The sequence below is a fragment of the Sporosarcina sp. ACRSM genome, from assembly GCF_022346545.1.
Classification (GTDB): Bacteria; Bacillota; Bacilli; order Bacillales_A; family Planococcaceae; genus Sporosarcina.
In genome coordinates, this window is sequence record NZ_JAKRNU010000001.1 from 219,134 (window position 1) to 232,462 (window position 13,329).

Annotated in this window: 14 protein-coding genes; all 14 read right to left on the bottom strand. The window is 47.0% G+C overall.

The annotated features are described in order from the left end of the window. Positions 1–18: 18 nt before the first annotated feature. Positions 19–366, bottom strand: coding sequence for a YpoC family protein (locus MHZ95_RS01015; RefSeq protein ID WP_239388568.1), 348 nt, complete (start codon positions 364–366; stop codon positions 19–21). Further along, positions 363–1,010 (bottom strand): endonuclease III, encoded by a 648-nt coding sequence (gene nth / locus MHZ95_RS01020; RefSeq protein ID WP_239388570.1) that lies wholly within the window; start codon positions 1,008–1,010, stop codon positions 363–365. The genes MHZ95_RS01015 and nth overlap by 4 nt, the downstream gene beginning before the upstream one ends. A gap of 10 nt (positions 1,011–1,020) precedes the next feature. Then, entirely contained in the window at positions 1,021–1,734 is a 714-nt protein-coding gene (locus tag MHZ95_RS01025; protein WP_239388572.1) for a DnaD domain-containing protein, read from the bottom strand. A 41-nt stretch (positions 1,735–1,775) separates the two neighbouring features. After that, entirely contained in the window at positions 1,776–2,987 is a 1,212-nt protein-coding gene (locus tag MHZ95_RS01030) for a pyridoxal phosphate-dependent aminotransferase (protein WP_239389162.1), read from the bottom strand. Further along, a complete protein-coding gene (locus MHZ95_RS01035; protein WP_239388574.1) occupies positions 2,984–3,463 on the bottom strand; it encodes a cell wall elongation regulator TseB-like domain-containing protein in 480 nt (159 codons plus the stop codon). The genes MHZ95_RS01030 and MHZ95_RS01035 overlap by 4 nt, the downstream gene beginning before the upstream one ends. 70 nt (positions 3,464–3,533) lie before the next feature. Beyond that, positions 3,534–6,311 (bottom strand): ATP-dependent DNA helicase DinG, encoded by a 2,778-nt coding sequence (gene dinG / locus MHZ95_RS01040; RefSeq protein WP_239388576.1) that lies wholly within the window; start codon positions 6,309–6,311, stop codon positions 3,534–3,536. A gap of 183 nt (positions 6,312–6,494) precedes the next feature. Continuing rightward, positions 6,495–6,875 carry an aspartate 1-decarboxylase gene (gene panD / locus MHZ95_RS01045; protein WP_239388578.1) on the bottom strand — a complete coding sequence of 127 codons (381 nt, stop codon included), beginning with the start codon at positions 6,873–6,875 and terminating at the stop codon, positions 6,495–6,497. After that, positions 6,868–7,749, bottom strand: a complete 882-nt coding sequence (panC, locus tag MHZ95_RS01050; protein ID WP_370642865.1) for a pantoate--beta-alanine ligase — start codon at positions 7,747–7,749, stop codon at positions 6,868–6,870. Before panC ends, panD begins: the two co-directional genes overlap by 8 nt. After that, positions 7,739–8,584: a 3-methyl-2-oxobutanoate hydroxymethyltransferase gene (panB, locus tag MHZ95_RS01055; RefSeq protein ID WP_239388580.1), complete on the bottom strand. Its 846-nt coding sequence runs from the start codon at positions 8,582–8,584 to the stop codon at positions 7,739–7,741. The genes panC and panB overlap by 11 nt, the downstream gene beginning before the upstream one ends. A 231-nt stretch (positions 8,585–8,815) precedes the next feature. Further along, a complete protein-coding gene (locus tag MHZ95_RS01060; protein WP_239388582.1) occupies positions 8,816–9,799 on the bottom strand; it encodes a biotin--[acetyl-CoA-carboxylase] ligase in 984 nt (327 codons plus the stop codon). Next, positions 9,777–10,967 (bottom strand): CCA tRNA nucleotidyltransferase, encoded by a 1,191-nt coding sequence (locus MHZ95_RS01065; protein ID WP_239388584.1) that lies wholly within the window; start codon positions 10,965–10,967, stop codon positions 9,777–9,779. The genes MHZ95_RS01060 and MHZ95_RS01065 overlap by 23 nt, the downstream gene beginning before the upstream one ends. Then, positions 10,964–12,097: an N-acetyl-alpha-D-glucosaminyl L-malate synthase BshA gene (gene bshA / locus MHZ95_RS01070; protein ID WP_239388586.1), complete on the bottom strand. Its 1,134-nt coding sequence runs from the start codon at positions 12,095–12,097 to the stop codon at positions 10,964–10,966. The genes MHZ95_RS01065 and bshA overlap by 4 nt, the downstream gene beginning before the upstream one ends. A 37-nt stretch (positions 12,098–12,134) precedes the next feature. Next, complete coding sequence (dapB, locus tag MHZ95_RS01075; protein WP_239388587.1) at positions 12,135–12,935, bottom strand: 4-hydroxy-tetrahydrodipicolinate reductase; 801 nt, start codon at positions 12,933–12,935, stop codon at positions 12,135–12,137. After that, positions 12,932–13,270, bottom strand: a complete 339-nt coding sequence (locus MHZ95_RS01080; RefSeq protein WP_239388589.1) for a nucleotide pyrophosphohydrolase — start codon at positions 13,268–13,270, stop codon at positions 12,932–12,934. Before MHZ95_RS01080 ends, dapB begins: the two co-directional genes overlap by 4 nt. Positions 13,271–13,329: the final 59 nt, after the last annotated feature.

Genomic DNA, 13,329 nt, shown 5'->3' on the forward strand with positions numbered 1-13,329 from the left:
AAGGTGCTGCTTTTTTCTTCATTTTTTCATAATCGACAAGCGGGCGACTTTCTTTTTTGTTTCCGTATATAGTGCATCCAATTGGACAAATGCATAATGGCTGGAAATTTTAGCTTTTACGAATGCGAGGCGCTCCTCACCATTCAGTGGCTCAAGCGTATAAACCCACTTCCCTTTTTGCTCGTCCAACAGCTTCCCGCCGTGTTCCAATAATTCGTCAAATGCCAAAATGGCCTCTTCCATCATTTCAAGTGCTTGACGATCTTTTTGCGTGTAAAACAGCTCGATCGTTTCCCGGTTTGCCTCCCACTTTTCAAAATAGGGGCTGAACAATTCCTTGTCGATCGGTTTCATTTCACTGATCATATCGCTTTCATCCTCTTCTTCCCTTCCCTGCAAAGCGGCAAGAGCGGACAGACGTCACATCCCGGATTTTGCGCTTTACAATGATATCTTCCGAAAAAAATGATTTGGTGATGGGTATCCGTCCACTTTTCCTTTGGCGTCCAACGCATGATCTTTTCCTCGACCGCAAGCGGACTGTCTTTCCATCGGTTCATACCCAATCGTTTGGCTACACGCTCCACATGTGTATCGACCGCCATCGCCGGTATGCCGAATGCATTCGACACGACGACATTCGCCGTTTTCCGACCGACACCCGGCAAGGTCGTCATCACATCACGATCGGCAGGCACTTCCCCGCCAAAGTTTTCGATGAGCATCCGGCTTAACGCTTGGATGTTTTTCGCCTTATTGCGGTACAAGCCGATGGAACGGATATCGGTCTGCAATTCTTCAATATCCACCGCCAGATAATCCTCCGGCGTTTTATATTTCTTAAACAAATCTGCGGTCACCCGATTGACAAGGACATCCGTACATTGCGCAGAAAGTAATGTCGCAATGAGCAGTTCGAATGGATTGTCATGCACGAGCTCGCAATGTGCATCGGGAAACATGTTCCCGAATTGCTCCAAGCATTCTTGCCATTGTTTCTTTGTAAGCAATTTCCTCCCCCTAATCCCGTTCTTCCAACCAATTATAAAAGGGCACCCGTTTCACGGATACCGTTCTCTGTTGTGGCTGATCCGGACGTGGACCTATCGTCCTGAAAGACTTTGTTTGCCGTTCAACGTCCGCTAATGTTTTGACGTTTTTCTTTTTCCATTCAAATAAGATGCGGTCGATATAGCGAAGACTCAGCTTCTGCGCAATGACCGCTTCTTTCAAGGCCGCTCTGATGATTTCGACCGAATGGCCATCCTCATCCAGCCACATCGCGATCGATTCACATTCCATCGGCGATAGGAAACGTCCAAATTCTTGCTCGAATAAGGCGTAAATTTCACCTTCCGCCTTCTTCTGATTTTCCTCTTCCGATTCGTTTGCTTGAAGCGCTAGTTGATCGACCAACCGATCCCATAAAGGCTGTAATGAAAAAATCTCCACTAAGACACCTTGGGGATCCTTGCTTTGCACAATCTGTAGAAAACCTCGCTGCATAAGTCGTTGCAAAATCATGGACACTTCGTTTTCCGTTAAATTCATCCGATCGGAAAAATCCGTCGGTGTCGGAAATTGGATGCCTCCTGATTGAAATGCAGTCATATGCATGATCAGCATGGCATCTATATCTTGGATGCCCAATTTTTTATAATGGTGAAAAAAAAGCTGGGAAATGTTAACATTTCCCTGCTCAATCCAAATTCGGAGCCGTTCTTCGTGTTGCATGCCCGAACTCCTCTCTTCTCTATAAGGTATTGAAGTTTATATCATTCTTTCCAGTTCTTTTCAACAAACGTGTGGATCCGTTGAACAGCCTCTTCTAACAGTTCAATTGAAGTTGCATATGATAAGCGAATTGTATCCGGTGAGCCGAAACCGGATCCCGGAATGACAGCGACTTTCGCTTCCGTCAGCAATGCAGCAGCGAAGTCATCCACATTTGCAAAGCCCGTTTTCGCAACAGCATCCGATACTTCAGGCAGGAGATAGAACGCACCTTGTGGTTTAATCACCTTGAAACCTGGAATGGCTGATAGTTTCGGGTAAATCTGCTCTAAACGTGATTCAAAAGCCTGCCGCATCATTTCTACAGCATCTTGAGGCCCATTATATGCCTCGAGAGCTGCGTACTGGGATGTTGTCGTCGGATTGGAAGTCGAATGGCTGGCAAGGTCCGTCATCGCGCTGACAACTTCTGCATCGCCAGCAATATAGCCGATCCTCCAGCCCGTCATTGAATGTGATTTGGAGACGCCATTGATAATCAGTGTCCGTTGTTTCGCATCTTCTGAGAGCTGTGCGATCGACACATGCTGTGCCCCGCCATAGAGAAGCTTCTCATAGATTTCATCCGAGATGATCCAAATATCTTTTTCCTGGCAGACAGCAGCGATTTGCTGCAATTCCTCTTTGGAATAGACCATCCCTGTCGGATTGCCCGGTGAATTGATAATGACAGCTTTCGTTTTCTCAGTGATGGCTTCCCGAATCTGTTCGGCTGTCACTTTGAATTGTGCTGCCGCAGTCCCTTCGACGTGGACAGGTACGCCCCCCGCCAATTTCACCTGCTCCGGATAGCTGACCCAATAAGGGGTCGGGATGATCACTTCATCGCCCGGATCCAGTATGACCTGGAACAATGTATATAAGACATGTTTAGCTCCGATGCCAATCATGATTTCTTTTCTGGAATAGAGCAATCCCTGGTCTTTCTCCAACTTTTGAATAACGGCGTCTTTCAAAGCAGGCAAACCGCCGGAAGGTGTATACTTCGTCTTGCCTTCCTTCATGGATGCATAAGCTGCTTCTAAAATATTTTCAGGTGTATTGTAATCCGGCTCTCCTGCGCCAAGCCCGATTACATCGATTCCTGATTCTTTCATTTCCTTTGCTTTTGCTGTAATTGCCAATGTTGTAGAGGGTGATAAAGTACTCACCCTAGCCGCTAATCGTTTTGTCAACTCAAATCGCCCCTTCATAGGTTCAAAATTCGTTTCCACCATTGTCCGTCTTCGAAAAAAACATAGACGTAATTCAATTTTCCATTATCACCTTTGAATGTGACTTCCCAAACGGGACCTTTTTCTTCCATTCCGAGTGCTACATGATGGATCGTTTTCACATTCAATTCTTGTTTGACGTTTTCCACAGCTTGTTCTGCCGAAATGCCATCTGCCATCGTCACTTCCGGAAAACCGTCCTCCGAATTCCCGCCTACGAAAACGGCCTTTTCAACCCCGTCCTCCCCTTTTCCATAAACGGTCACAAACGAAGTGGTGCCATTAAAGATTTCGGCGGAACTCGCGGAGACCAGTTGCCCGGATGCAAGTGCGGCTTCGATTGCCGCTTTTTTAGCGGCAGAAATCGGTTGATTGGCATTATAAAGCACGATGACGGTAATTACCGTAGTCAATGTCAACAGAAAGACGACGATGAATTTAATCCAGTTCAGCATTGTGTTTCACGTCCCATACGTCCTAAACTAATTCTCAAATCCGAATCTGGTTGATTCTTTCCTTAGACACTTACTCATTATAACAATTTTCAAGTACATTCACCATATGTTCGAGTGACACTTTTTTTACGGGAACATCCGGCAACGCTTCTAAAAAACGGCGTCCATATGACTTCGTTTCAATCCGTCTATCCAGAATGATGAAAAATCCTTTATCATCCGATGAACGGATCAGCCTACCAAAGCCCTGCCGCAAGCGCATCATCGCTTCAGGCAGCGCATACTCTGTAAATGGATTCCTGCCTAAAGCGGTCATTTGTGCCGCTTTCGTTTTAAAGATCGGTTCGTCGGGCGATGAGAACGGGAGTCTCACAGCAATGACTGCAGTCAAGGCTTCCCCCGGTACATCGACTCCTTCCCAAAAGCTATTCGTTCCAAAAAGCACCGCATTCGGCAACTGCCGAAACGATTTCAACAGTTTCACACGGCTGCCTGAGCTGATGCCTTGGGCAATTAAGGCATAGTCTTCCAACTGTTCACTTTCCGTGATCAACTCAAACGTTTTGCGCAACATATCTTGCGAGGTGAAGAGGACGAATAATCGACCGCCTGTTGCCATGACCGTCTGCACAACAGCATCCGCAACCGCTTCGATATAATCCGATTGGGCGACTTCTTGAATATCGGGCATATTGTCAACGATGAAGATCTCTGCCCCTTGATAAAAGTGCCACGGTGCATCGAACGTCAATAACGGAATGGAGTCGGCAATCCCAAGCTGTCGGGCAATGAAACGATCATTTCCCGGAACCGCCAATGTCCCGGACGTCCACACAATGCCCGTCTGTTCTTGCTTTAATCCATCAATAAAGCTACGGATGGCAGCCGAGCCATCGAGCGCCCGTTTAATGACCGTTAAACTGCCAGGAATGCTCCGCCGATCTTTTTCTAACCATACGGAAAAACGGGTAGAAGAATCTTCGATGAAAATGGATACCCACTCACCAGCTTTAATTTTCAATTCTCTGATCCAATAATCCCATTCGGCCAATACCGCTTGCTCTTTTGCTGTCAGATGATCCATTTGATTCGCTACGTCTTTCGTAAAGGATGCTGCCTGATCGATATAGACAGACATCGCTTCCAGCATTTTCGTGAAAATTTGGCGATCTCCGCTCACTTCCGCCAACGAATAGACGATCCGATTGCCTTGCTGGTTTTTATTATCTGCCGGCTGAAAGGCTGTCAATAGCCCGACAGCATCATCAAAGAATGTCGAGAACTTCACATAAGCGGCATCCAATCGCTCTTTCGCGTGATAATGATTGACGCCATATTGCTGGATCAGATCGGAAACCTGTTGCAATAACTGCCCATTTGCATCGGAAGAAATCTGGCCCATGACATATTTCCAATTGGTGTAGGAAAATACCGTTTCATCAATCCGCTCGGCAGTTTGGACGAATTGGTGCGCTTCGTCGACAACGAGTCCGCCAAGTGAATGGAAAACTGCTTGCCCCCTGCTCATATCGGATAGAAGCATGGAATGATTTGTAATGATCAGATGCGAATGGCGACACTTTTCGAGCAGGCGATAATGGAAATCGGCAACTTGCTCATCCGCTGAAAGCCGGTTGGATCGTTTACGGATGCGGTCAATAAATAACTGGCCACCTCCCGAGACATTCAGTTCTTCCAAATCCCCTGTTTCGGTTACGGTGAGCCATACGAGAATTTGCATGATCGTAAATGTTTCGTCATAAGATTCTTCTGTTATTCGAAGAAGTTCCTCAAATTTATTGAGCGAGATATATTGCTGCCTTCCTTTCAGCGCCGTTGCCGTCACGTCTGCTCCTAGCATCATACGCACTTTGTCCAACTCATCCTCTATGATTTTGTCGGCAAGATGGTTCGTAAACGTGCTGATAACAACCGGCTTTCCGGTCGTGATGGCATGGACCGAAGCCGGTAGAAGATAAGCCAGTGTTTTACCGATTCCTGTTGGCACTTCCGCAATTGTTTCAGCCTGTGTAGACAAGGCTTGCCAAGTCGCATCCATAAAACGGAATTGCGCATCTCTACGTTCAAATGCCGGATTGAATTTTTTCAATACCGCAATCTTTTCCTCGTCATCATTCGGATACACCGGCTGGACACTAGCATTCGGTTTCGGTATCGGGATGATGCGATAAGGGATGCCCCGAAAAGAGGCAAAGCCCGTTTCGGCACGTTTTGTTCGCACCTTTTTCAACGCTTCATAGAACAATGTCGATAGATTGGACTTCAATTGAAATGATCGGCGATGCAGAAGATTTAACGTGTCTTTCGGTAATGTATGTAATTTCTTCATGCAGGCGATAAGAAGCTCCGCGGTCGCTTTGGCATCGTCATCCGCACGATGTGCAGATGCCAATGAAATGCCCAATTCTTCCGTAATATCCTGCAATCGATAACTTGGCGATGAAGGATAGACGATTTTAGACAGTTCTACCGTATCGATTTTTTTCCCGGACCATTTGCCCACACCACACCTCGCAAACTCACTCTGCAAGAAGGACAAGTCAAAATCGGTATTATGGGCGACGAAAACCGTTCCTTCCAATAGTTTTGCCACTTCCGCTGCAATTTCTTCAAATCGCGGCGCATCCGCAACATCATCATCCGAAATGGCTGTCAGTTGTCGGATAAAAGCGGGGATCTTTTGACCGGGATTCACAAATCGAACATATTGCTCCCCGATTTCCCCTTCTTTAATAAACACAATCGCGATCTGAATAATCCGGTCTCCTTTAGCAGGTGAATGACCGGTTGTTTCCAAATCGACGACCGCATACGTTGTATTGTTCATACGATTACCAACTTCCTGTCTGACATACTCTAACAAATTGTATCATATCCGGACTTTCAAAAACGAACAAAAGCGTAGGACGCCTTATGACTCGAGCGTCTGGCGTCCGGAGTCTAGACGGCAAAAAAGCCCCTATGGAATCGAGATGCCTGATTCCATAGGGGCTTTTCTGTACGAACATGTTTAAACAGTCATGCCTTGTTTTTCTTTGATGACTTCTTTCACGCCATTATTCTCATCCATGATGAGAACTGTCGGCTCATGCGTGCGTGCTTCTTCGTCTGTCATATAAACATAAGACAAGATGATGACGATATCCCCACGCTGGACGAGTCGCGCTGCAGCCCCATTCACACAAATGACGCCACTGCCCCGTTCCCCTGCAATAATATACGTTTCAAAGCGTGCGCCGTTGTTATTGTTGACAACATGCACTTTTTCATTCGGCAACATGCCAGCAGCATCCAGCAAATCGCTATCGATCGTAATGCTGCCTACATAATTAAGATCGGCTTCCGTCACAGTTGCCCGGTGTAACTTGCTATTCATCATCATTCTAAACATGATACTCATCCTTTACAGAGAAAATGGAATTATCAATCAACCTTGTCTTCTCGAATTTCACAGCACAAGCCAAGATCCATTCACGGCTCGTTTCACTGCTTGTTGTCAACTCGGGATACGCCAATAAAGAGACATAATCGATGCACCCTGAACTATGTTCCGTAATATGTCGGGCGACTTCCTTTTCCACTCGCTCTGCTGGTACGCCTGTCTGGAATAATGCTGCACCTTTCTTGAGCGCTTGCTGAATGACTGGGGCTTCCGCTCTTTCTTTTTCAGATAGGTTGACATTGCGCGAGCTTTTCGCCAAGCCATCCGGTTCACGAACGGTGGGGACTCGTACAATAGCCGTCCGCAAGTTGTAGTCTCGGACAAATGTTTCGATAATGGCCAATTGCTGTGCATCTTTCATGCCAAAATAAGCGCGATCCGGATCCACGATATTAAAGAGCTTCAAAATGACTTTGAGCACACCGTCAAAATGACCTGGCCGGGAAGCCCCGCAAAGGGCAGTCGCTTGCGGTCCAGGCAAAATGCGGATGCCGCCGTCTTGCGGGTACATTTCCTCAGCAGTCGGCATGAAAAGAATATCGACACCCGCTTCCGCCGCAAGCCGTGAATCCCGTTCCGTATCGCGCGGATACGCTTCAAAATCTTCCCCCGGACCAAATTGTGCCGGATTGACGAAAATGCTCATCACAACGAGGTCATTTTGTGTTCGTGCTTGCTCGACAAGCGCCAAATGGCCTTCATGTAAAAAGCCCATTGTCGGCACAAAGCCGACCGTCCGTCCACTCCGCTCATTCCGATTAAGCATGCGCTGAAGCACCTCGATCGAATGGACAATCTTCATTTCTCTCGTGTTAGCGACCATTTTCCTGTCCCCCATACAAAGATACCAATTCTTCCTCCTGCATCGTAAAACGGTGGCGTTCCATCGGGAAAGTTCCATTTTTCACAGCAGATTTATAGGCACATAATCCTTCACGGATAAGTGTAGCGCTATCTGCAAATGTCTCGACGAATTTCGGCACATGATGGCTGCCATATTTGACGGTGTCATGGAAAACAAGCACTTGTCCATCTGTCTCCGCTCCTGCACCAATACCGATCACCGGAATCGAAACAGCCTCTGACACCGCTTCCCCAAGCTGATAAGGAATGCATTCCACCACAATCATAAAGGCTCCCGCTTCCTCACAGGCACGTGCATCGTCAATGAGTTGCTGTGCAGCAGTCGCTGTCTTCCCTTGCACTTTGTAACCTCCAACAACCCCGGCAGATTGCGGCAAAAGCCCAAGATGCGCAACAACCGGTATGCCTGTTTCAGTTAGCAAACGGATCTTCTCAATGACTTGGCCAGCACCTTCTAATTTAAGCGCATGTGCGCCTGTCTGCTGAAATGTACGAACCGCTTCAGCCAATGTCTGGTCTGCAGAACCATGATACGAACCGAATGGTAAGTCCACGACGATAAAGGTATCATTCGCCCCACGTTTCACCGCTTTTCCATGATGAATCATGTCATCCACCGTCACTGAAACCGTTGACTCATAGCCGAGAACCACCATCCCAAGCGAATCGCCGACTAGAATGACGTCCATCCCCGCTTCTTCCGCCAGTTTTGCGGACGGATAATCGTATGCCGTCAACATCGCGATTTTCTCGCCGTCCCTTTTCATCTTCAGGAAATCAAGTGTACTTTTCATTTCTTCTTTTACTCCCTTTCCTCGGGAGAAAACCGAATATAAAAAACCTCCTGCCCAAAAATGGACAGAAGGGTGGATTATCATCACTGGTTTCCTCCGTCCCTGTCTGTTAGTAGATCAAGGCAGATCATTATTGAACTATGCAATTGTCAGTCTCACCTAAGGTGCAGTTCAGCATCGATACCGCCCTTCGAAACTACTATAACAAATTGGAAGTTCATTGTATACTGTTCATTTTGATAATTCAATATCTGCAGAATAAATGCCCCGTACCGTTCCATCGTCCAATTTCAACTCAAGAACGCCCTCATCGGATATGCCGATTGCCGTGCCGGTAATTGTCTCATTCAACATAACCGCGCGAATCCGTTTCCCTGTCGTATTGGAATAGCCTTCCCATAAAATCTTGATCGGTCCGAAGCCATGTTTTTCGTACATCTCGGTATACAGTTCCAAATAACTGAAAATCTTGGCGATCAATCGGGCACGGTCAATCTTTTTACCGGTCATCAGCTTCAGCGAAGTGGCGATGGACTGCAACTCCTCCGGAAAATCTTCAAGTTCTTGGTTGACATTCATGCCAATCCCCAAAATGACCGCTGTCACTTGATCGGGATCCGCTTGCAATTCTGTCAGAATACCGGTCACTTTTTTGCCTTTGATCAAAATATCATTCGGCCATTTGATATCCGCCACGACACCTGTCAATTCTTCAATGGCACGCGTCACAGCAACAGCCGCTACAAGCGTCAGTTGAGGAGCCTGCTGCGGCGTCAATGTCGGCCTAACGATAAGACTCATCCAAACCCCTTTCCCCGCTACAGAGCTCCACGGACGCGCCATGCGTCCCCTGCCAGCCGTCTGTTCTTCCGCCACGACAACTGTTCCGTCCGGCGCACCGTTCTGCTCCGCTTCATGCGCAATGGACTGGGTGGATGGACAAGTTTCATAATAATGGATATGTTGACCGTATCTTTTCGTTGTCAAATGCTTTTGAATATTGGCCGCGTTAATACGATCTGGAGAGGAGATGAGATAATAGCCTTTTTTCCGGATCGTTCCAATTTCATATCCTTCCTGTTCGAGTTCCCTGACGTATTTCCAAATGGCGGTTCTCGATAAACCATATTCATCCGCGATTTCCTGACCGGATACCGGCTCCCCATTCGCGTCAAATAACCTTTTAAGCAATTCAGTTTTCACGTTTATATTCATGGCTAAACCATTCCTTTATTTTGTTCGGCTCATTTTCACACCTTTTGTGGAGGACGGCTTTTTCGATTTTCGCCATCCATTCGCCCGTCCATCTCCCGCCTTTCATCCCCGTCCATTGGATCAAATCTTTTCCTGTGACGGCTAATTCCGCCGCAGATTGGATAGGCAGTGACTGTTTGTTCTGACTAATTTCTTGCGAAGTCAATGCCTGCACCGATCCCCGCTGAATGGTGGATAGCTTTTCGGCCGTGACCAATACATCCTCATTAAAATGGTAATAATCATCGATTGAATACAGTCGGGCGGTCCGGATGGTTACAGCCTGATGGACCGCTGTTAAAAACGATTTTTCATAATTGGATAGTTTGTATGCGCGGACGAACTCCGCCGGTGTAAAATCTCCGGCTAACATGAAAGCAGCCCATCCTTCCAGTACGGATTGGAACGGGACGCAACGATTCAATTTTTCAATGTCCAGCGGGAATAAAGGCATATAGGCCGCTAGCCCTGAATCTTGGAACGCTTGAAAAGCTTTCAGCGGATATTGTCCTTTGAACAATTTATCCATTTCATCTTTCACACGTTCCACGGATACATGCTGGATCCGCTCCGCTTCTCCCCGGATCGCTTTGAATGTCTCCTTTTCAATCCGAAAACCGAGTACAGCTGTAAAACGGATGGCCCGCAACATTCTGAGGGCATCTTCTGCAAAGCGTTCTGCCGCATTGCCGACTGCCCGTATAAGACCATCCGCGAGGTCCTGTTGTCCCCCGAACAAATCGATCAGCTCGCCCTCTTTTGTCATGGCAAGAGCGTTCATCGTAAAATCGCGCCGCAATAGATCATCACGCAATAATTTCACGAAACGCACTTCGTCAGGACGGCGATGGTCTGTGTATGTTCCTTCCGTTCTGTACGTCGTCACTTCGATAGGTTCCCCGTCCATCAGCACGATCACCGTTCCGTGCGCACTTCCGACATCAACGGTCAGTGGAAATAGCGCCAACACTTCCTGCGGTTCTGCAGATGTCGCAATATCGATATCAGACGCCTGTTTGCCCAACACATGATCCCGTACTGCTCCACCGACAAAAACTGCTTCATGTCCGGCATCTTCAAGCAACCGAATGACTTTCCGGCTCGATTCCGTTCCAAATAATGCTCTCATCGCCGCATCGCCACTTCGTAATACAGTTTTTCGTATTGGTTCACGATGGTTGAAGAATGGAATCTTTCCGTCGCTGTCACCTTTGCTTGTTGCTTGAAGCTTTCCTGTAAGGCTTCGTCTTTCAACAATGCGATTGCCCGATCCGCAGCCTGTTGTACAGCTCCCAGCGGGACGAGAAAACCATTTACACCTTCTTCGATCACTTCCGGAATGCCGCCGATCTCTGTCGCAATACACGGGACACCGCAAGCGAGTGCTTCAAGCAACACTAATCCGAAGGCTTCCTTTTCCGACAAGTGAAACATGACATCACTGATCGCAAGGAGCTCAGGCAAATCATCCCTCTTCCCGGTAAAGATGACATGGTCCTGAAGATTTTTTTCCACAACGAGCGCTTCCATATCCACCCGCTCGGGACCATCCCCGACCAGTACCAACTTGGCATCCAATTCTTTCCTGACAAACGAGAAACTATCAATAATATCTGGAATCCGTTTCACTTTCCTGAAGTTGGAAATATGAACAATGACTTTCTCATCGAATCCGATACCAAGGTCTTCTTTCAACGATCCCGGATCGACTGGACGGTATTTCTTCTCATCGATGAAATTATAGATGGTGATCAATTCTTTTTCCGGTCCGATCAACTCCAGCGTCTCTTGCCGTAGCGACTCCGAAACAGCCGTTGTAATCGTTGATTTTTCGATACCGTAGCGAACTGTATTGCGCAATCCTGGATCATGACCGAGAATCGTTACATCTGTTCCATGAAGCGTTGTAATGATGCCTATATCGGAGTTCGCCATATCTTTACCGAGCGCTGCCGATACAGCATGCGGTACCGCATAATGGACATGGAGAAGATCCAATTCCTCTGATTCAATGACTTGCGCAATCCGATTCGCCAGTGCAATATCGAACGGTGGATATTTAAAAACCGCATAGCCGTCAATTTTCACTTCATGGAAGTGAATGTTCGGATGAACGTCCAAAAATCGAAATGGCTTGCCAGAAGAAATATAATGCATTTCATGCCCTTTATCCGCCATCATTTTTCCAAGTTCAGTTGCGACAACGCCCGATCCTCCGAGTGAGGGGTAGCAGATGACACCGACTTTCAATCTTTTCAATCACAGGACCCCTTCCGGTTATAAATTATCGTTTCAATCAATCTAAAATGTTTTCAAGCCCATACACGAGATTTTCCCGTTCAATGACGTTGTTGATCGCCATTAAAATGCCCGGCATGAAAGACTTTCTGTCAAATGAATCATGACGGATGCTCAGCAACTCGCCTTCGCCACCAAGCAATACTTCCTGATGAGCAAGCAATCCAGGCAATCGGATACTATGGACCCTCATCCCCTCAAAATCCGCACCTCTAGCGCCTTCCCAATGTTCTTTTTCATCAGGGTGGCCTTGCTTATGCGCCTCCCTCACTTCCTGGATCATTTGCGCTGTTTTTACCGCAGTTCCCGATGGTGCGTCAACCTTTTTATCGTGATGCATTTCAAGGATTTCGACATCTTGCAAATAACGGGCCGCCATTGCTGAAAATTTCATCGCCAATACGGCTCCAATTGAAAAGTTCGGTGCAATGATTCCTCCAATTCGGCTCTCTGCAGCCATTTCACTCAACGTCTCAATCTGTTGTTTTGTCAATCCGGAAGTTCCTACCACCGGACGGATTCCCATCGTGAGCGCTTGGTACGTATTATTGAAAACAGCATCCGGATCTGTCAGATCTAATAAGATATCCGGTTTCCCATCTGCTACAAGGCTTTCAAGTGATGTATAGATCGGGATTCCATTTGGCTCCATCGTCACCTCACCATTATGTAGATAGTGATTATCATATTTATAATCAAGGGCGGCAACGACCTCCATATTGGCTGCGTTACGAATTGCGTTTACGGCAGCGGTTCCCATCCGGCCCCGCGCTCCTGCAATGGCTACTGTTATTGTCATTTTGTTTCCTCCTTCTTCGTCCACCGATCGGCATCTCTATCTTTGAATTTTTGTAACACGGTATCCAACGCATGATCTAGACGGATCCCTTGCGAGTTTGCAAAACAGACGAGTACGAAAAGCAAATCACCTGTTTCCTCTTCAAGTGAACGGATCGCCTCACTCGACTTCTTTTTTTTCATACCGTACACATGCTGGACTTCCCTCGACAATTCCCCAAGCTCTTCCGTCAAACGGGCTAGGAGTTCAAGCGGGGGGAAATATCCTTCTTCAAAACCATTTATGTACTTATCGACTTCCTGTTGCAACTCATGCATCGATTTCGGTTTTTCCATTAGCGTCAACTCCCTCTCCTATCGTATAAATTAACAACACTATTGTCAAAATAAAATAT